The organism is Streptomyces sp. NPDC020801 (genome assembly GCF_044334385.1).
Lineage (GTDB): Bacteria > Actinomycetota > Actinomycetes > Streptomycetales > Streptomycetaceae > Streptomyces.
In genome coordinates, this window is the sequence record NZ_JBIRST010000009.1 from 149,945 (window position 1) to 168,194 (window position 18,250).

An 18,250-nucleotide genomic window follows, 5' to 3' on the forward strand; every position below is an offset into this window, starting at 1 on the left:
CTATTCGGCCCGCGACCTCGGCCCCGCGGCCCGCAGGGAGAGGGAGGCGGTGGCAAGCGGCATGCGGTCGCCCCTCCGCCTGTGACATCCCAGCGCGGCCGCCGCGAGCAGGGCCAGCGCCAGCAGCGGGTACGGCGAGGCCAGTGGCTCCTGCCACCACGGCAGGTGCAGGTCCAGGTCTCCGTCGCGGGGGACCAGCCACATGGTGCGGGCCGTGAAGAGGACCGCGGTGACCGCGGCCCAGGCGCGGCGGCCCTCCGCCAGGAGTACGGCGATCAGCGGCACGCACCACACCCAGTGGTGGGACCAGCTGATCGGTGAGACCAGCAGGGCGGTCAGGCCCGTCAGCAGGATGCCCCACCGCTCCTCGGGGACCCGGCGCGCGAGCCAGAGGCCGGCCGCGGCCACGGCGAGCGAGGGCAGCACCCAGGCGAGGCCGGGCGCCGGGTCGCGCAGCGCGCGGGCGACCAGGCCCTGGAGGGACTGGTTGGCGATGATCCATGGCTTCCCCACTCGGTTGGTCTCGAAGAGGCGACGGGTCCAGTAGTCGACGCTGGCCGCGGGCAGGACGAGCGCGCCGACGAGGACCGTCCCGGCGAACGCGGCCGTCGCGGTGACCGCCTCGCGGCTCCGCCCGCGTCCGCGCAGCAGCAGGTAGACGACGAAGAGCCCCGGGGTGAGCTTGATCCCGGTCGCGACGCCGACCGCCACCCCCTTGCCCCGCGCGCCGGGCGGCCGGGTGAGGTCCCACAGGACCAGGCAGGCGATCGCGAGGTTGATCTGCCCGAACACGAAGGTCTGGAAGACCGGTTCGAGCCAGACGGCCACCGCCGTCGCGGCGCACAGCAGCGGAAGGCCGGCCCGGCGGCCCGCGAGGCGGGCGGAGAGGTGGACGAGCCAGGCGAGCAGGAGCGCGTTGCCCGCGAGGAACGCCGCCTTCAGTTCCGGAACGGAGAGCCACACCGTGGGCACGAACAGCATCGCCGCGAACGGCGGATACGTGGCCGGCAGCCGGCCCTGCGTGATCGTGAAGCCGTAGAGGTCACGGCCGTGGACCACCGCCGCGCCCTCGGCCCGGTAGACCAGCGCGTCGGGCATCGGCACGCGCAGGAGGGCGAGCAGGACCGCGAGGCCGACGAAGGAGACGGCGAGGAGGACGAAGGGAGTTGCTGCGTGCGACCGTCGGGCCACTGTCCGTTCTGTCACGGACCGACCCTAGTTGGTCACTTGCGGCGTATGCCTGCTTCCTCGCCGTACTCACCGAGGACGACGACGTCGAACGTGGCGCCCACGAACACCTTGATGGCGTGCAGGGCGTCGCCCAGGCGGTGGTGGTGGCTGCCCTGGACGGCCGTGGCACCGGCCGGGCGGGCGGCGGGGGCTGGGTGGATGGTTGCTGCGCTCATGACTCAATGGTGGATCCGAGGACGTAAGGCCGGCATCGGTCTGTGGAGCCAACCTTCCTGCCCTCTGCGTACCCCTCTGGAGGGACCATCTCCCCTACACCGGGCGGACGGCGCCCCCTAGGGGGCAGGGGGCGGGGATCCGGGTGCCGCGGCGCGCCCGGCGCCGGAAATCGGTTGGCCTCCGCCTCCCCCACCGACCTAGAATCTCCGCTCTTGCCCTGCCCGCTCCCTCACAAAGCTCCCGCCCGTCGCCCACCACCACCCTCATCGGAGGCCCTCGGGGCCGCCGTGTCGTCCGACCGGACGGAAAACCCGGCCGGCAAGATCCCGCAGCCGCATGGCGCCGCCCCATGGCAGACCCGCCTGCCCGTAGGCCTTCCGGAGGCACCCCCTTGTCGCCCTCGCCCACACCCACACCCGCCCCCGCCGACCCCGCACCCACCGCCACCACCGCCACCACCGCCACCACCGGCCCCGCCATGCCCGCCACCGGCCCCCTCGCCCGCGAACGCTCCCACCTCACCGCCTCCCGCGCCGCCCTGCGCGCGATGCGCGAGGACGTCGAGTCGCTGGACATCAGCGACGTCACGGCGAACTGGGTCAACGCCGAGGTCCTCGCCCGCCAGATCGACGAGCGCATCAAGGCCCTGGCCGACCTCAGCGACACCCCGCTGTTCTTCGGCCGCCTCGACTACCTGCACGCTCCGGGCGCCGACCGGGCGGAGGGGGCCGAGGGCGAGCGGTTCTACATCGGGCGGCGGCACGTGCACGACGCCGGCGGCGACCCCATGGTCATCGACTGGCGCGCACCGGTCTCGCAGCCGTTCTACCGGGCGTCCAAGAAGGAGCCGATGGACGTGGCGCTGCGCCGCCGCTTCGGCTACACCGGCGGCGACCTGACGGCGTACGAGGACGAGCACCTGTCCGACCCGGCGGAGGCGGTCACCACCAGCAGGCTGCTGCAGCAGGAGATCGAGCGCCCGCGTGTGGGCCCGATGCGCGACATCGTGGCGACCATCCAGCCCGAGCAGGACGAGATCGTGCGTTCCGGCCTGGGCGGCACGGTCTGCGTCCAGGGCGGCCCCGGCACCGGAAAGACCGCCGTCGGCCTGCACCGGGTCGCCTACCTCCTCTACGCCCACCGCGAGCGGCTGGCCCGCACCGGCACCCTCGTCATCGGCCCGAACCGTTCCTTCCTGCACTACATCGAGCAAGTGCTGCCCGCGCTCGGCGAGCTGACGGTGCGGCAGGCGACGGTCGACGACCTGGTGGCCCATGTGGAGGTGCGGGGCTCGGACGACGCGGCCGCGGCGATCGTCAAGGGCGACGCACGGATGGCCGAGGTGCTGCGCAGGGCGGTGTACTCCCACGTCACGACGCCCACCGAACCGGTCGTGGTGGTGCGCGGCTCCCGCCGCTGGCGTGTCCCGGCGTACGAACTGCAGGACATCGTGCAGGAGTTGCTAGACCGCGGCATCCGCTACGGGGCCGCCCGCGAGGCGCTGCCCCAGCGCATCGCGCACGCCGTACTGGTGCAGATGGAGCGGGCGGGCGAGGCCCCGGACGACCGCGTGCAGGACGCCGTCGCCCGCAACTCGGCGGTGAAGGCCGCCGTCAAGGCCGTGTGGCCGCCGGTCGACCCGGCGAAACTGGTGCTGCGGCTGCTCTCGGACGCGGACTTCCTCGCCGGACACGCGGACGGAATCCTCACCGAGGAGGAGCGCAAGACGATCCTGTGGGCAAAACCCGTGCGGTCGGTGAAGTCCGCCAAGTGGTCCGCGGCCGACGCCGTACTGATCGACGAGGCGGCCGACCTGGTGGAGCGCACCCACTCCCTCGGCCATGTGGTGCTGGACGAGGCCCAGGACCTCTCCCCCATGCAGTACCGGGCGGTCGGCCGCCGCTGCACCACCGGCTCCGCCACCGTCCTCGGCGACCTGGCGCAGGGCACCACCCCCTGGGCCACCCGAACCTGGCAGGAGGCCCTCGCCCATCTCGGCAAGTCCGGCGGCGTCATCGAGGAACTGACGGCGGGCTTCCGGGTGCCGACCGACGTCATCACCTACGCCTCACGGCTGCTGACGCACATCGCGCCGGGCCTGACCCCGGTCGCGTCGGTGCGTGAGAACCCCGGCTTCTTCGAGGTCCGCCGGACCACCGATGACACCGAGGTGATCGCCGCCTGCGAGGAGTTGCTGCGCAACGAGGGCTCCACCGGCCTGATCGCCGCCGACGCCCGCGTCCCTGCCCTCGCCGAGGCCCTCACGGCGGCTGGTCTCGCCCACCTCGCCCCCGGCGAGGAGACCACGGCCGAGACCCGTCTCACCCTGGTCCCGGCCTCCCTCGCCAAGGGCCTGGAGTACGACTACGTCGTCCTTGACGAACCCCGGGCCGTGGTCGACGGCGAGCCGGACGAACGCACCGGCCTGCGCCGCCTCTATGTGGCGCTCACCCGAGCGGTGTCGGGCCTGATCGTCACCCACGCGAGCCCGCTGCCGCCGCAGCTGTCCTGACCCGGGCGCCGCCTCAGACGGCGGGACCCGGCAGTACCTCGCCGTCCAGCGTCCGACGCCACCTGGCGACCGCCGCGGCGGAGACCGGCCCGTCCCATCCGCCGGGCCGAGCCGCCCCGCCGATGTGGAACGCGTCGATCCCGGCGTCCCGCAGCCGTGGGACGTGGCCGAGCCGCAGCCCGCCGCCCACCATGATCCGCTGTTCGTAGCCGGGTTCCCCGCTGCGCGCGGCCTCGGCGACGAGGGTGGGCAGTCCGTCGTCCACACCGCCCGCCGCGCCTGCCGTCAGATAGGTGTCGAGTCCGGGCAGGCCGTCCAGCTGTTTGCGCAGCGCGTCCCGGTCGGCGGCGCGGTCGATCGCCCGGTGGAAGGTCCACCGGCAGCCGTCCAGCCGGGTGACGACCCGCTCCACGGCCGCCAGGTCCGCCCCGCCGTCCGGGTCGAGGAAGCCGAGCACGAACTCCTCGGCCCCCGCGTTCCGCAGTTCCCCGGCGGCCCGGGCCAGCCGGTCGACGCCCCCCTCGCCCCCCGCGGCGAACCCGTCCGCCAGCCGCAGCATCACGCGCAGCGAGATGTCGACGGCGGCGCGGATCCGGGTGACGGTCGCGGCCGGCGGGGTGAGCCCGTCGGCCGCCATGTCGGTGACCAGCTCGAGGCGGTCCGCGCCTCCGGCCTGGGCGGCGATCGCGTCCTCGACGTCGAGGGCGATCACCTCCAGGACTGCACGCGTGCTCATAGGACCCCTTTCCTCGGTTTCCCCTGGAGCGGACAGGTCTAGTCCAATCTCAGGGTACGCCGGGTTGGTCCCAGGACCGAGAACCGGTCACCCGAAGATGTCGAGCTCCCCCTTCTCCGCGCCCGCGGGTTCCTGCCCCGCCGCGGGCACCGGACGCCCCGCGTGGAGCCGTACCAGCGTGGCGGCGTCACCGTTGTGGCGGGCCGGGGTCCCCGTCCCCTCCCTCTCTCCCCGCTCGGGCCGCGGAGCCCGAGCGGCTCGTCCACGCCGTCGAGGCCGGCGAGCAGCGGCGGGTGCCCTCCCACGGTCGCCCGCGCCGGCCCGGCGGGCGCGTGCGGCAGCCCGTCGCCGGCGTACGATCCCGGCTCGCCGATGGTCTCGCGCACCTCGCACGTCAGCAGAAGTCCTGCCCTCCGCGCCGGGCCGTGTCCCGGGGGGCGGGGCGGTGGCGGCGGGAGAATGAGCGCATGGCCGATCACGTCGATCTCGACGCGCTGCGTTCCCGCTGGACCCGCGCCCTTCGAAGCACCCGCGGCCCGGGCGGCGGGCCCGACCCGGTGCCGTACGCCGACAACCTGCTCGCCCGCTGGCAGGAGCCCCAGCGGCACTACCACACGCTCACCCACCTCACCGCCGTCCTCGAGCACGTCGACGTCCTCGGGCAGTACGCCGACGACCCGGACGCGGTCCGGCTGGCCGCCTGGTTCCACGACGCCGTCTACCTGCCCGACCGATCGACGAACGAGGAGCGCTCGGCCCGCCTCGCGGAACGCGCACTGCCCGAGGCCGGGGTGTCGCAGGAGAAGACCGCCGAGGTGGCCCGGCTGGTCCGCCTCACCGTCACCCACGACCCGGCCGACGACGACCGCGACGGCCAGGTGCTGTGCGACGCCGACCTGGCGATCCTGGCCGCACCCCCGTCGGCGTACGCCGCCTACACGGCCGCCGTGCGCGAGGAGTACCACTTCGTCCCCAGCGACGCCTTCCGCGAGGGCCGGGCCGCGATTCTGCGCCGGCTCCTGGCCCTGCCGCGACTGTTCCGGACCCCGTACGGGCAGGAGCACTGGACGGCGACGGCCCGCTACAACCTCACCTCCGAGCTGGAAATGCTGTCGACCTGAGCGGTCGGCCCGCCTAGTCTGCGGCACATGCGTGCCATGGGCGGGGATCAGGTGGAGGAGGCCGTCGCGGGCTGTGTGGCGGCCCTGCGGACGGCGGCGGACCGGGACTGGGAAGGGGTGAGGGCCGGCGGGCTGGAGTGGAGCTGCCGCCGGACGGCGTTCCACATCGCGGAGGACCTCGTCGCCTATGCCGCCAACCTCGCGGGACGCGCCCAGGACGCCTACGTCCCCTTCGAGATCACCCTCGACGAGGGCACCGGCAACACCGGCCTGCTGCACGTCGTCGAGACGACCGGCGCCCTGCTCGCCGCCGCCGTCCGCACCGCCCCGCGCGATGTCCGCGCCTTCCACCCCTACCCCTTCCGCAGCGCCGACCGCGAGGGCTTCGCCGCGATGGGCGTCGCCGAGGTACTGCTGCACACGCACGACATCGCCCAGGGGCTGGGCCTGGCCCACGAACCCTGCGAGGAGCTGGCCGAGTCCGTCCTGACCTGGCTCTTCCCGCACGTCCAGCCCGGCCCGGCCGCCTGGCCGACCCTGCTGTGGGCCACCGGCCGCGGCGAACTCGCCGGCCGCGCCCCGGTCACCGAGTGGCGCTGGCACAACAACCTGGTCGTCCCGGCCGAACGCCTCATCCTGACCGGCGTCCGCCCCGCCGCCGCCCGCGACCTCAGCCTGGGCGGCGACGGCGGCTTCGAGTGGGTCGGGGACGGCCCGTTCCGGGGCACGCGGGAGGCCGCCGGGATGCTGGCCAAGGCGTACGAGGACGGGGTGCACCGGCCCGAGTGGGGCATGTTCGTGCTCGTACGGCGGCAGGACGGCCGCGCGGTCGGCGCGATCGGCTTCCACAGCGCACCCGACGAGGAGGGGCGGGTGGAGATCGGCTACGACCTCGCCGAGTCCGCCCGCGGCCACGGCTACGCGACCGAGGCGCTGCGTGCGCTGTCGGCGTGGGCGCTGGCCCGGGACGACGTACGGCAGCTGTTCGCGACGGTCGAGCGGGACAACGGCCCCTCGCACCGGGTGGTCGCGCGCGCCGGGTTCGTGCGGGTGAGCGAGGACGAGCGGGGCCCGCAGGGCGGGTGCGACGACCAGGACGGGACGCTGATCGCCTACGAACTGCGCGGCTGCGGGGACACGTCCGGCTGAGCGCGGCCCTTGGGACGGCGCAGCCCGGCCGCGTGCAGCAGCCGCACCACCTCGCGGCTGCCGACCTCGACCGCGCCGGCGGCGACGGCGTCCGCGTAGCGGTGCGAGGGCAGATCGTAGTGGTCGCGTTCGAAGGCCCGGCGGGGCACGCCCAACCGGTCGGCGAAGGCGTGCAGTTCGTCGTACGAGACGTCGCTGACGAGGTGGGACCACAGGCGGCCGTGGCCCGGCCAGGTGGCCGGGTCGATGTAGACGGTCACGGTGCCACCGCGGCCGGTGGCGCGCTCACGAGGACGGATTCCCGCCCGTCGCCCGCGCCAGCTCTCCCACCGGCGCCACCTTCACGCCCGCCTTCGGGCACACCCAGTGCGGGTCGGGTCCGAGCTCCGGCTCGACGTCCAGCGCGTGCGGGTCGCCGTAGCCGCAGACCGGGCACAGCGGCCAGCGGCCGTACCGCTCCAGGAGCGCGTCCTGGACGTCCTGCGCGACCAGCCCCGCCACGAACTGCATGCCGTCCGGCCACTGCTCCACCCACCAGCGGCGCTGGGCGACGGACTCCTCCACGAGCGAGACCACGTCCGCCTCGGCCACCTCGCCCGCGATCAGATCGGCGAGTACCAGGGCGCGGGCGGCGTGCAGGGCCTGCTCCAGGGGGCTGATGGGGTCCATGCCTCCATTGTGCGCACTCTTGACCACACCTCCGAACGGAAAATATCTTTCATATGTGACCCAGGACGTGAAGGAAATTTTCGCAGGCTCGGGCAACACCGCGGGCCTGGCACCCCCCGCGCCCGCCGCCCTCGCGGCCAAGGTCCGCACGCTCGCGCCCACGATGACCCGCTCCATGCAGCGCGTCGCCGAGGCGGTCGCGGGTGATCCGGCCGGCTGCGCGGCCCTCACGGTCACCGGCCTCGCCGAGCTCACCGGCACCAGCGAGGCGACCGTCGTGCGCACCGCCCGCCTGCTCGGCTATCCCGGCTACCGCGATCTGCGCCTGGCCCTGGCGGGCCTCGCCGCCCAGCAGCAGTCCGGCCGCGCGCCCGCCATAACGACCGACATCGCGGTGGACGACCCCATCGCCGACGTCGTCACCAAACTCGCCTACGACGAGCAGCAGACCCTCGCCGACACCGCCGCCGGGCTCGACACCGTGCAGCTCGGCGCGGCCGTCACCGCGCTGGCCGCCGCCCGCCGCACGGACGTGTACGGCATCGGCGCCTCCGGCCTGGTCGCCCAGGACCTCACCCAGAAGCTGCTGCGCATAGGGCTGATAGCCCACGCGCACAGCGACCCCCACCTCGCCGTCACCAACGCCGTGCAGCTGCGTGCGGGCGACGTGGCGATCGCGATCACCCACTCGGGCTCCACGGGGGACGTGATCGAGCCGCTGCGGGTGGCCTTCGAGCGCGGCGCGACCACCGTCGCGATCACCGGCCGGCCCGACGCTCCCGTCACGCAGTACGCCGACCACGTCCTGACCACGTCCACGGCCCGCGAGAGCGAGCTGCGCCCGGCGGCGATGTCCTCCCGGACCAGCCAACTGCTGGTGGTCGACTGTCTGTTCGTGGGCGTGGCCCAGCGGACGTACGAGACGGCGGCGCCGGCCCTGGCGGCGTCGTACGAGGCACTGGCCCACCGGCACAGTCCGCGCGGCGGCGGAACGCGGCGCTAGCCCGCCCGTCCTCCGGACCGAGCTCACCCGTCCCGCCCAACCACCGATCCGCCCTGCCCTGCCCCAGCCACCGATCCGCCGTACCGCATCGCACAAAGAGAGTCGCCCTCTGATGACCTCCACGTCCCACTACCGTGAGCTGCGCGCCGAGTTGGAGTCGCTGACGACCGAGGCGTTCCGGCCCGAGCTGTCCGACATCGACCGGCTGCCCACGCTCGAGATCGCGCGGCTGATGAACACCGAGGACACCACCGTGCCCGCCGCCGTGGCCGAGCGGCTGCCGCAGATCGCCGCCGCGATCGACGCGGTGGCCGAGCGGATGGCACGCGGCGGGCGGCTGATCTACGCCGGCGCGGGCACGGCGGGCCGGCTGGGGGTACTGGACGCCTCGGAGTGCCCGCCGACCTTCAACACCGAGCCGTCGCGGGTCGTCGGCCTGATCGCGGGCGGCCCCGAGGCCATGGTGACCTCGGTCGAGGGGGCGGAGGACTCAACGGAACTGGCGGTGGAGGCGCTCGACGCGCTGCGGCTGACGGCCGCCGACACGGTGGTCGGCATCTCGGCCTCCGGCCGCACCCCGTACGCCATCGGCGCGGTCGAGCACGCCCGGCGGCTGGGCGCCCTGACCATCGGCCTGGCCTGCAACGCCGACAGCGCGCTCGCGGCCGCCGCCGAGCACGGCATCGAGATCGTCGTCGGCCCGGAACTGCTCACCGGCTCCACCCGGCTGAAAGCCGGCACCGCCCAGAAGCTGGTCCTGAACATGCTCTCGACGATCACGATGATCCGCCTGGGCAAGACCTACGGAAACCTGATGGTCGACGTGCGCGCCTCCAACGACAAGCTCCGCGCCCGCTCCCGCCGTATCGTCGCCCTGGCCACGGGCGCACCGGACGACGAGATCGAGAAGGCCCTGGCCACCACCGACGGCGAGGTCAAGAACGCCATCCTCACGCTCCTCGCGGACGTCGACGGCCCGACGGCCGCCCGCCTCCTGGAGGAGTCGGGCGGTCATCTGCGGGCGGCGCTGGGGTCGACGGCGCGGGGGGGCCGTTGAGCGAGGCACGGGAGGACGAGCCGTTCCTCGTCAGGAGCAGGTCGTCGCCGAGCGGTTACGTCTACAACCCGCGCAGCCGGGCGGGACTGGCGGCGATCTTCTTCTCGCTCGCGGTCACGGGCGCGGTCCTGCTCTGGCAGTACGACGACTCGCACTGGAGCGAGAGCGAGCTGCGCAGCGCCACGCACCAGGCGGCCACGGCACTGGAGCAGGAGCCGCAGCCCAGGGACGACTGGGACGGCTACAACCAGTACGGCCTGCTCATGGAGGAGGCCATCGACAAGACCGGCGCGGGCCCGTCCTTCGGCGCCATGGTCCGGGAGGAGGGCGACTCCCCCGACTTCACGGTCACCGGAGGCGGCACGGACGCCGCGTTCTGCATGCACCTGACCGAATCGTTCGGCGCTCGGCGCGACCAGGTGCACCTCGGCATCACGGTCGCCGACGGCCGCTGCACACTGGCACCATGAACCACGCCCAGCTCACCGCGCTCGGCCGGGCCCTCCGTCTCCTCGGGGAGCACGGCGAGTCCCTGGCCGCCGACACGCCCGACGCCAAGCTGCACGAGGTCAAGGCGGATCTCCGGCGTGCCCTGGAGCTGCTGGACGAGACCGTCACCACGGCCGCGCCCGCGACCCGCTGCCGGGAGCACCCCCAGGGGCCCGTGGACGAGAGCGCCCCCGACCTCTGTCTGCTCTGCGAAACCCGGCGGCGGGCCGCCCGCCGCTCCGAGGTCGACGACGCCTATGCGTCGTACGCCCGCCCGGCCGCCGAGCCCGCCGACCGCGCCCCCTCCCGCTACGGCGTGCGCGGGGACCGGCCGCAGCCCCAGCAGCGCTGGCTGCCGGAGCTGTGGAACGGACGGGAGTGGCAGTTGTGCGGCACCCCGCGCCGGGACCGGCGCGAGGCCGAGTCGTTCATCAACGCCCAGCGCCGGGCCCCGCGCGCCGCGATGGCCTACCGGCTGGTGCACGAGTTCACCGACTACGAGGTGGTGCGGATCTGGGGCAACCCCGTGCGGGTCGACATCGAGCCGATGGGCAACCTTTAGGCGCCGACCGCGAGGACGGTGCGAAAAGCCGTTCCCGGAGGGCGGCGCGCAGGGTCCGGACCGGGTGGCCGAGCGGGGCCGGCACGCCGGCACCGGCCCCGCCACCACGCCGGCCGTGGGCGGTGCCCGCCCCCCGCCGGGCACCGCCCCGATCGCGGACCTCTCGGTCCCGTGCGTCAGCTCAGCGTCTTCAGCGCCGCCGCGTCGTACGGCTTCAGCTCCTCGAAGCGGTCGCCCAGCACCTTCGCCGCCCACTCGGGGTCCTGGAGCAGCGCGCGCCCCACGGCCACCAGGTCGAACTCGTCGCGCTCCATGCGGTCCAGCAGGTTGTCCAGGCTGCCGATCGCCGCGCCCTCGCCCATGAAGGCCTTGATGAAGTCGCCGTCCAGGCCGACCGAACCGACGGTGATGACCTGCTTGCCGGTCAGCTTCTTCGTCCAGCCCGCGAGGTTGAGGTCCGAGCCCTCGAACTCCGGGAGCCAGTAGCGGCGGGTGGAGGCGTGGAAGACGTCCACGCCGGCCGCGGCGAGCGGGGCCAGGATCGCCTCCAGCTCCTCGGGGGTCTCGGCGAGCCGGGCGTCGTAGGCCTCCTGCTTCCACTGGGAGTAGCGGAAGATGACGGGGAAGGCGGGCGAGACGGCCGCGCGCACCGCCGCCACGATCTCCGCCGCGAACTTGCTACGGGCCACCGGGTCGCCGCCGTAGGCGTCGGTGCGGCGGTTGGTGCCCGCCCAGAGGAACTGGTCGAGCAGGTAGCCGTGGGCGCCGTGCAGCTCCACACCGTCGAAGCCGATGCGCTCGGCCGCCGCGGCCGCCTCGGCGAAGGCGCCGATGACGTCGTCCACGTCCGTCTGCGTCATCGCCTTGCCGGTGACCTCGGACTCGCCGATGCGCAGCCCGGAGGGGCCGACCGGCGGCGCGTCCGCGAACGGCGGCCGGCCCGGCTTGCGGACCATGCCGATGTGCCACAGCTGCGGCACGATCGTGCCGCCCGCCGCGTGCACGGCCTCGGCGACCTTCGCCCAGCCCGCGAGCTGCTCCTCCCCGTGGAACCGGGGCACCCGGCTGCTCTCACCGGCCGAGTCGTGTCCCACGTACGTGCCCTCGGTGACGATCAGGCCGACACCCGCGGCGGCGCGGCGGGCGTAGTACGACAGCACGTCCTCGCCCGGGATGCCGCCCGGCGAGAACATGCGCGTCATCGGCGCCATCACGATCCGGTTGGGAACGGTCAGGCCGTTCAGCGTGACGGGACGGGACAGGATCTGTGCCGCGCGGGAGGCGGACTCGGAGGCGGTGGCGGTCACGTGGAGGTCTCCTCGGCAGAGCGGATCGGATACCAAATGGTATGTGCACGCGCATGCACTGTGCAGTGGTGGCAACTGTGCCGTCCGCCACGCCATTCCACCGCCGCGCAGTTGTGAGCGGGAACACGCCTCAGCGCCTCACGGCACCGCGCGGGCCACTTGCGCCGGGGGAGGGAGTGCGTGGCAGCGGCGGACTCGGGCGGAGGCTCACGCTGGATCACCCGATCGCCCCGGGCCTCCGGAGGTCCTCCCGGGCGGTCTCTGCGGCGCATGCAGGGGTGAACGCTCCCCCGCCCGCCCCAATACACCCCTGTCCGCTTCCCGTCGGCTAGGCGGGGGTCGACATCCCCGTCTACCTCCTCATCGACCGGGACAACGCCACGGTCGTCGTCTACAGCGAGCCCAGGGACGGCCGCTACCAGCAGTCCCGGTCCTGCCCCTGGGGCGCCACCGTGGATGTCCCACCCCCGTGAGCATCACCCTCGACACCGAGCCGCTCAAGCGATACGCCGACTGAAACACCCGAGGGCGGCACCTCCTGCATCAGCAGGAGGTGCCGCCCTCGGTACGTGCAGGACGGATCCGATCCTCGGAAGGATCAGAAGTCCATGTCACCGCCCGGCATGCCGCCGCCGGCCGGCGCGGCGGCCTTCTCCGGCTTGTCGGCGATGACGGCCTCGGTGGTGAGGAACAGCGCGGCGATGGAGGCGGCGTTCTGCAGCGCGGAACGGGTCACCTTCGCCGGGTCGATGATGCCCTCGGCGATCATGTCGACGTACTCGCCGGTGGCGGCGTTCAGACCGTGGCCGACGGCCAGGTTGCGCACCTTCTCCACGACGACGCCGCCCTCGAGACCACCGTTGACGGCGATCTGCTTCAGCGGGGCCTCCAGGGCCAGCTTCACGGCGTTGGCGCCGGTCGCCTCGTCGCCCTCGAGCTCCAGCTTCTCGAACACCTGGGAGGCCTGCAGCAGGGCCACGCCACCACCGGCGACGATGCCCTCCTCGACGGCCGCCTTGGCGTTGCGCACGGCGTCCTCGATGCGGTGCTTGCGCTCCTTGAGCTCCACCTCGGTGGCGGCACCGGCCTTGATGACCGCGACACCGCCGGCGAGCTTCGCCAGGCGCTCCTGCAGCTTCTCGCGGTCGTAGTCGGAGTCGCTGTTCTCGATCTCGGCGCGGATCTGGTTCACCCGGCCCGCGACCTGCTCGGCGGAGCCGGCGCCGTCGACGATGGTGGTCTCGTCCTTGGTGATGACGACCTTGCGGGCGCGGCCCAGGAGGTCCAGGGACGCGTTCTCCAGCTTGAGGCCGACCTCCTCGGAGATGACCTCGCCGCCCGTGAGGATGGCGATGTCGCCGAGCATGGCCTTGCGGCGGTCACCGAAGCCCGGGGCCTTGACGGCGACGGACTTGAAGGTGCCGCGGATCTTGTTGACGACCAGGGTCGACAGGGCCTCGCCCTCGACGTCCTCGGCGATGATCAGCAGCGGCTTGCCCGACTGCATGACCTTCTCCAGGAGCGGGAGCAGGTCCTTGACCGAGGAGATCTTGGAGTTGGCGATGAGGATGTACGGGTCCTCGAGCGACGCCTCCATGCGCTCCATGTCGGTCGCGAAGTAGGCGGAGATGTAGCCCTTGTCGAAGCGCATGCCCTCGGTGAGCTCGAGCTCCAGACCGAAGGTCTGCGACTCCTCGACGGTGATGACGCCTTCCTTGCCGACCTTGTCCATGGCCTCGGCGATCAGCTCGCCGATCTGGGTGTCGGCGGCGGAGATGGAGGCGGTGGAGGCGATCTGCTCCTTGGTCTCGACCTCCTTGGCCTGGTCGAGCAGGGCGGCGGAGACGGCCTCGACGGCCTTCTCGATGCCGCGCTTCAGGGCCATCGGGTTGGCACCGGCGGCCACGTTGCGCAGACCCTCGCGGACCAGCGCCTGGGCGAGCACGGTCGCGGTGGTCGTACCGTCACCGGCGACGTCGTCCGTCTTCTTGGCGACTTCCTTGACCAGCTCGGCGCCGATCTTCTCGTACGGGTCCTCGAGCTCGATCTCCTTGGCGATGGAGACGCCGTCGTTGGTGATCGTGGGGGCGCCCCACTTCTTCTCGAGGACGACGTTGCGGCCCTTGGGGCCGAGGGTCACCTTGACGGCGTCCGCGAGCTGGTTCATGCCGCGCTCGAGGCCGCGCCGCGCCTCCTCGTCGAACGCGATGATCTTGGCCATGTGAAGTGGTCCCTCCAGGACTGGGGGTGATTCCTTCGGACCGCGCCCGCGCCCGCGACGGACGGCTCGCCGGCCTTGTGGTTCCTTGCCCCACCCGGCCTGCGGGCCTCACCGACCCGGTCCTTCGTTGTCACTCTCACCTTCAGAGTGCTAACGCCAATGATTAGCACTCGACCCCATCGAGTGCAAGCGCCTCCGGGGGGTCCGGCAGGCGACTCAGCCGGGCGCGAACACGGGTACGCCGCGGCGGCGGCCGGCGCCGGAGCAGGTGGCGGCCGGACACGCCGAAGGGCCCGCACCCCAGCGGAGGTGCGAGCCCTTCGAAAGAAGAAGATTGCTTGCGGTGGTCGCGCGATTCAGGCCGTGACGCGGACCATGTCGGCCTGCGGACCCTTCTGGCCCTGCGAGATCTCGAACTCGACCCGCTGGCCCTCTTCCAGCGTGCGGTAGCCGTCCATCTGGATCGCGCTGTAGTGGACGAAGACGTCCGCACCACCGTCGACCGCGATGAAGCCGTACCCCTTCTCCGCGTTGAACCACTTGACGGTGCCCTGAGCCATGCCTAACTCCCCTATTACTGGCCCTTGCACAGATCCACACTTCGCGGACCCGGGTCAGACCTCACCCCCCGTGGAATGGGGGTGTGCGCCGGAACGCGTCGACCGCGGCTGAATGTATCTGTCCAACTGCCGTCTGCAACAGGTCAATCGGACGAGAATTCTGGACGCACACGGTCCGGAATGTGGTGAGAATTCACCTGAATTCAGGGCAAGTCGGGCCCCGCAAACAAGACAAATGCCGCGAAATGCCCTCGCACTTTGGCTACTTCTTGTCGGGCCCGCGGCAGGAATCCAGGGCCCGTGACCCCGAGATCAGGAGCGCGTTCCCCAACTGTACCGCGCTCAATCACACGGAATTGCCCCCTCCGCTTCTCTTACGGAGGGGGCAATTCGATGAACTCTGCGTAACGGATGTTACCGATGGTAATGATCAGCCGCCGGCGACCGCCGGGATGATGGAGACGCCCGCACCGTCCGGGGTGGCGGTCTGAAGGCCCTGTTCGAAGCGGACGTCGTCGTCGTTGACGTAGACGTTGACGAAGCGGCGCAGCTTGCCCTGGTCGTCAAGAACGCGGGCGGCGATGCCGGTGTGGTTCTTCTCCAGGTCGGAGATGACCTCGGCGAGGGTCGCGCCCTCGGCGCTCACCTCGGCCTGCCCGCCCGTGTAGGTGCGCAGGATGGTGGGGATGCGAACGGTCACGCTCATGCGGTGAAACCTCCGGTGGTGTCTCGCGGATACGGCTGGGCAACGCCCCAGGGGCGCGGGGAAACCGCGCGCCCGGGGAAGCTGCGCGACCGGCCCATCGGCCCGCAGCGCGACGGTCTACGCCAGACCGGCTTCCCGGAACGACTCCAGGCTGGGGCGGATGGTCGCGGTGAGCCCCGTGCCCGCGACGGCGTCCAGGGTCTTCAGGCCGTCGCCGGTGTTGAGGACGACGGTGGTCTTCGTCGGGTCGAGCAGGCCGGCCTCGATCAGCTTCTTCGTCACGCCGACCGTCACCCCGCCCGCCGTCTCCGCGAAGATGCCCTCGGTCCGCGCCAGCAGCTTGATCGCGTCCACGACCTGCTCGTCCGTCACGTCCTCCACCGCGCCGCCCGTGCGGCGGGCGATGTCCAGGACGTAGGGGCCGTCTGCCGGGTTGCCGATCGCCAGCGACTTGGCGATGGTGTTCGGCTTCTGCGGCCGGACCACGTCGTGCCCGGCCTTGAAGGCGGTGGACACCGGCGAGCAGCCCTCGGCCTGGGCGCCGAAGATCTTGTACGGCCGGTCCTCGACCAGACCGAGCTTGATCAGCTCCTGCAGGCCCTTGTCGACCTTGGTGAGCTGCGAGCCGGAGGCGATCGGGACGACGATCTGGTCCGGCAGCCGCCAGCCGAGCTGCTCGCAGATCTCGTACGCCAGCGTCTTGGAGCCCTCGGCGTAGTACGGCCGCAGGTTGACGTTGACAAAGCCCCAGCCCTCGCCGGCCGGGTCGCCGATCAGCTCGGAGCAGAAGCGGTTCACGTCGTCGTAGTTGCCCTCGATGCCGACGAGCTCGCCGCCGTAGACCGCGGCCATGACGACCTTGCCCTGCTCCAGGTCGTGCGGGATGAACACACAGGAGCGCAAGCCGGCCCGGGCGGCCGCCGCGCCGACGGCACCGGCGAGGTTGCCGGTGGAGGAGCAGGACAGGGTGGTGAAGCCGAACGCGCGCGCCGCCTCCAGCGCCTGGGCGACCACCCGGTCCTTGAAGGAGTGCGTCGGGTTGCCGGAGTCGTCCTTGACGAAGAGCTTGCCGGCGTCGACGCCGAGCTCGCGGGCGAGGTGGTCGGCCTGGACGAGCTGGGTCCAGCCCGGGTTCAGGTTCGGCTTGGTCGCCACGTCCGCGGGGACCGGCAGCAGTGGCGCGTAGCGCCAGATGTTCGCGGGGCCCGCCTCGATCCTCTTGCGCAGTTCCTCGGCGTCGTAGGCCGAGAAGTCGTAGGCGATCTCCAGCGGGCCGAAACACTCCTCGCAGGCGAAGACCGGGCCGAGGGGCACGCGATGGCCGCACTCGCGGCAGCTCAGCGCCGCGGCGGGACCGAGGTCTACGGTGGAGTCGGTGCTGCTTGCAACAGTCTGCACAGCCATGGAGGCGAGGCCCTTTCTCCTCATCTTCCTCACGACGCATCTCGCCGTGAGACGGATTTGGCACCTTCCCTAGCCGGGAGCCTCGCGGTGACCGTCGACGCTGATCCACGACTGGACGATCAACGGTGGTCTACGAGAACCGGCTGGAGGGTTGCCGGGGCTTCATCGGGCCGTGTCCCTCTGCCCCTCTGGATGAGCTGTATGCGGTTGTTGAGCGGCGGCGACCCCCGACATGCGATGGTCATCCGCGTTGTTCAAGACTGTAACCGAAGGCCAGGACAGTTGAGATAGTCGTCCGAACCGCGAGACAACAGTGAGGAGCCGCTGACTGTGCTGGAAGAAGTCGAGCGCTGGCTGGCCACCCGCTCCTGGTCCGTGACCGATCGCCCGCTCCACCAGATCCTGGCCGCCAAGCAGCGCACCGGTCAGTCGGTCTCCGTCGTGCTGCCCGCCCTGAACGAGGAGGAGACGGTCGGCGACATCGTCGCCGTGATCCGCCACGACCTCATGGACCAGGTGCCGCTCGTCGACGAGATCGTCGTGGTCGACTCCGGCTCCACCGACCGCACCTCCGAGGTGGCCGCCGCCGCGGGCGCCCGGGTGATGCACCGCGACGAGATCCTGCCGCGCCTGCCGGCGGTGCCCGGCAAGGGCGAGGTCCTGTGGCGCTCCCTGCTCGTCACCCGCGGGGACGTCATCTGCTTCGTCGACGCCGACCTGAAGGAGTTCTCCTCCGACTTCGTCACCGGGATCGTGGGCCCGCTGCTCACCGAGCCGGACGTGCAACTGGTCAAGGCCATGTACGACCGCCCGCTCACCGTGTCCGACGGGCGCGCCCCGGGCACGACCGCGGCCGGGCAGGGCGGACGGGTCACGGAGCTGATGGCACGCCCACTGCTCAACATGCACTGGCCGCAGCTGGCCGGCTTCGTGCAGCCGCTCGGCGGCGAGTACGCGGCCCGCCGCTCGCTGCTGGAGCAGCTGCCGTTCCCCGTCGGCTACGGCGTCGAGCTGGGGATGCTGGTCGACGCCCTGCACCTGGTCGGCCTGGACGCGCTCGCCCAGGTGGACGTCGGCGTGCGCAAACACCGGCATCAGGACGGGCAGGCGCTGGGCCGGATGGCCGCCGCGATCTACCGGACCGCCCAGCTGCGGCTGGCCCGCGGCCACCTCGTCCGTCCCTGCCTCACCCAGTTCGAGCGCGGGCAGGACGGCTTCGAGCCGCGCACGTACTCGGTGGACACCGAGGAACGGCCGCCGATGACCGAGATCGCGGAGTATGCATCCCGGAAGGTGGCGTAAAACCCCGGCCTCGTCGTATACGGCCCGCTACGAAGCGGAACCGTA

Annotated in this window: 18 protein-coding genes and 1 riboswitch; of the genes, 8 read left to right on the top strand and 10 right to left on the bottom strand. The window is 72.2% G+C overall.

Features of this window, described 5'->3' with window-relative positions:
• A complete protein-coding gene (locus tag ACH4UM_RS20390; RefSeq protein WP_398180962.1) occupies positions 1-1,206 on the bottom strand; it encodes a glycosyltransferase 87 family protein in 1,206 nt (401 codons plus the stop codon).
• A gap of 17 nt (positions 1,207-1,223) precedes the next feature.
• Positions 1,224-1,406, bottom strand: coding sequence for a hypothetical protein (locus ACH4UM_RS20395; protein WP_398180965.1), 183 nt, complete (start codon positions 1,404-1,406; stop codon positions 1,224-1,226).
• Between the two features lie 479 nt (positions 1,407-1,885).
• Between ACH4UM_RS20395 and ACH4UM_RS20400 the strand changes: the two genes are divergently transcribed.
• Positions 1,886-3,919: a HelD family protein gene (locus tag ACH4UM_RS20400; protein ID WP_398181415.1), complete on the top strand. Its 2,034-nt coding sequence runs from the start codon at positions 1,886-1,888 to the stop codon at positions 3,917-3,919.
• Between the two features lie 13 nt (positions 3,920-3,932).
• On the opposite strand, the gene ACH4UM_RS20405 is transcribed toward ACH4UM_RS20400, so the two are convergent.
• Complete coding sequence (locus tag ACH4UM_RS20405) at positions 3,933-4,655, bottom strand: copper homeostasis protein CutC (RefSeq protein ID WP_398180968.1); 723 nt, start codon at positions 4,653-4,655, stop codon at positions 3,933-3,935.
• A 467-nt stretch (positions 4,656-5,122) separates the two neighbouring features.
• Between ACH4UM_RS20405 and ACH4UM_RS20410 the strand changes: the two genes are divergently transcribed.
• Both ACH4UM_RS20410 and ACH4UM_RS20415 read left to right on the top strand, forming a co-directional pair.
• Positions 5,123-5,776: a hypothetical protein gene (locus ACH4UM_RS20410; protein ID WP_398180970.1), complete on the top strand. Its 654-nt coding sequence runs from the start codon at positions 5,123-5,125 to the stop codon at positions 5,774-5,776.
• A gap of 51 nt (positions 5,777-5,827) precedes the next feature.
• Positions 5,828-6,925 carry a GNAT family N-acetyltransferase gene (locus ACH4UM_RS20415; RefSeq protein ID WP_398181417.1) on the top strand — a complete coding sequence of 366 codons (1,098 nt, stop codon included), beginning with the start codon at positions 5,828-5,830 and terminating at the stop codon, positions 6,923-6,925.
• Here the strand turns inward: ACH4UM_RS20415 and ACH4UM_RS20420 are convergent.
• Both ACH4UM_RS20420 and ACH4UM_RS20425 read right to left on the bottom strand, forming a co-directional pair.
• A complete protein-coding gene (locus tag ACH4UM_RS20420) occupies positions 6,889-7,185 on the bottom strand; it encodes a DUF4031 domain-containing protein (RefSeq protein WP_398180973.1) in 297 nt (98 codons plus the stop codon). The genes ACH4UM_RS20415 and ACH4UM_RS20420 overlap by 37 nt on opposite strands.
• Before the next feature lie 25 nt (positions 7,186-7,210).
• Complete coding sequence (locus tag ACH4UM_RS20425) at positions 7,211-7,594, bottom strand: hypothetical protein (protein ID WP_398180975.1); 384 nt, start codon at positions 7,592-7,594, stop codon at positions 7,211-7,213.
• A gap of 55 nt (positions 7,595-7,649) precedes the next feature.
• On the opposite strand from ACH4UM_RS20425, the gene ACH4UM_RS20430 reads away from it, so the two are divergent.
• The 4 genes from ACH4UM_RS20430 (at position 7,650) to ACH4UM_RS20445 (ending at position 10,705) form a co-directional block, all read left to right on the top strand.
• Positions 7,650-8,597 (top strand): MurR/RpiR family transcriptional regulator, encoded by a 948-nt coding sequence (locus ACH4UM_RS20430; protein WP_398180978.1) that lies wholly within the window; start codon positions 7,650-7,652, stop codon positions 8,595-8,597.
• Between the two features lie 112 nt (positions 8,598-8,709).
• A complete protein-coding gene (gene murQ / locus ACH4UM_RS20435) occupies positions 8,710-9,654 on the top strand; it encodes an N-acetylmuramic acid 6-phosphate etherase (RefSeq protein ID WP_398180981.1) in 945 nt (314 codons plus the stop codon).
• Positions 9,651-10,124, top strand: coding sequence for a hypothetical protein (locus tag ACH4UM_RS20440; RefSeq protein ID WP_398180984.1), 474 nt, complete (start codon positions 9,651-9,653; stop codon positions 10,122-10,124). Before murQ ends, ACH4UM_RS20440 begins: the two co-directional genes overlap by 4 nt.
• On the top strand, positions 10,121-10,705 hold the full coding sequence (locus tag ACH4UM_RS20445) for a hypothetical protein (RefSeq protein ID WP_398180987.1): 585 nt from the start codon (positions 10,121-10,123) through the stop codon (positions 10,703-10,705). The genes ACH4UM_RS20440 and ACH4UM_RS20445 overlap by 4 nt, the downstream gene beginning before the upstream one ends.
• A gap of 176 nt (positions 10,706-10,881) precedes the next feature.
• Here ACH4UM_RS20445 and ACH4UM_RS20450 read toward each other — a convergent pair whose 3' ends face one another.
• From ACH4UM_RS20450 to thrC, 5 genes are all read right to left on the bottom strand, one after another.
• On the bottom strand, positions 10,882-12,012 hold the full coding sequence (locus tag ACH4UM_RS20450) for an NADH:flavin oxidoreductase (RefSeq protein WP_398180990.1): 1,131 nt from the start codon (positions 12,010-12,012) through the stop codon (positions 10,882-10,884).
• 598 nt (positions 12,013-12,610) lie between these two features.
• Complete coding sequence (gene groL / locus ACH4UM_RS20455) at positions 12,611-14,233, bottom strand: chaperonin GroEL (protein WP_398180992.1); 1,623 nt, start codon at positions 14,231-14,233, stop codon at positions 12,611-12,613.
• A gap of 356 nt (positions 14,234-14,589) precedes the next feature.
• The gene (locus ACH4UM_RS20460) at positions 14,590-14,793 is read right to left on the bottom strand and encodes a cold-shock protein (RefSeq protein WP_004986573.1); all 204 of its coding nucleotides are present in this window, start codon (positions 14,791-14,793) and stop codon (positions 14,590-14,592) included.
• A 430-nt stretch (positions 14,794-15,223) separates the two neighbouring features.
• Entirely contained in the window at positions 15,224-15,499 is a 276-nt protein-coding gene (locus tag ACH4UM_RS20465) for a MoaD/ThiS family protein (protein WP_398180995.1), read from the bottom strand.
• Between the two features lie 117 nt (positions 15,500-15,616).
• Entirely contained in the window at positions 15,617-16,903 is a 1,287-nt protein-coding gene (gene thrC, locus ACH4UM_RS20470; protein ID WP_398180997.1) for a threonine synthase, read from the bottom strand.
• Between the two features lie 17 nt (positions 16,904-16,920).
• Positions 16,921-17,102, bottom strand: a riboswitch (SAM riboswitch).
• A gap of 131 nt (positions 17,103-17,233) precedes the next feature.
• Here thrC and ACH4UM_RS20475 point away from each other — a divergent pair.
• Positions 17,234-18,205 carry a glucosyl-3-phosphoglycerate synthase gene (locus tag ACH4UM_RS20475; protein ID WP_398181000.1) on the top strand — a complete coding sequence of 324 codons (972 nt, stop codon included), beginning with the start codon at positions 17,234-17,236 and terminating at the stop codon, positions 18,203-18,205.
• Positions 18,206-18,250: the final 45 nt, after the last annotated feature.

What these genes read in the sequence shown, in the direction of transcription:
- ACH4UM_RS20395 (WP_398180965.1), bottom strand. Translation starts at nt 1,406, where the DNA reads ATGAGCGCAGCAACCATCCACCCAGCCCCCGCCGCCCGCCCGGCCGGT.
- ACH4UM_RS20400 (WP_398181415.1), top strand. Translation starts at nt 1,886, where the DNA reads ATGCCCGCCACCGGCCCCCTCGCCCGCGAACGCTCCCACCTCACCGCC.
- ACH4UM_RS20405 (WP_398180968.1), bottom strand. Translation starts at nt 4,655, where the DNA reads ATGAGCACGCGTGCAGTCCTGGAGGTGATCGCCCTCGACGTCGAGGAC.
- ACH4UM_RS20410 (WP_398180970.1), top strand. Translation starts at nt 5,123, where the DNA reads ATGGCCGATCACGTCGATCTCGACGCGCTGCGTTCCCGCTGGACCCGC.
- ACH4UM_RS20425 (WP_398180975.1), bottom strand. Translation starts at nt 7,594, where the DNA reads ATGGACCCCATCAGCCCCCTGGAGCAGGCCCTGCACGCCGCCCGCGCC.
- murQ (WP_398180981.1), top strand. Translation starts at nt 8,710, where the DNA reads ATGACCTCCACGTCCCACTACCGTGAGCTGCGCGCCGAGTTGGAGTCG.
- ACH4UM_RS20445 (WP_398180987.1), top strand. Translation starts at nt 10,121, where the DNA reads ATGAACCACGCCCAGCTCACCGCGCTCGGCCGGGCCCTCCGTCTCCTC.
- groL (WP_398180992.1), bottom strand. Translation starts at nt 14,233, where the DNA reads ATGGCCAAGATCATCGCGTTCGACGAGGAGGCGCGGCGCGGCCTCGAG.
- ACH4UM_RS20460 (WP_004986573.1), bottom strand. Translation starts at nt 14,793, where the DNA reads ATGGCTCAGGGCACCGTCAAGTGGTTCAACGCGGAGAAGGGGTACGGC.
- ACH4UM_RS20465 (WP_398180995.1), bottom strand. Translation starts at nt 15,499, where the DNA reads ATGAGCGTGACCGTTCGCATCCCCACCATCCTGCGCACCTACACGGGC.
- thrC (WP_398180997.1), bottom strand. Translation starts at nt 16,903, where the DNA reads ATGGCTGTGCAGACTGTTGCAAGCAGCACCGACTCCACCGTAGACCTC.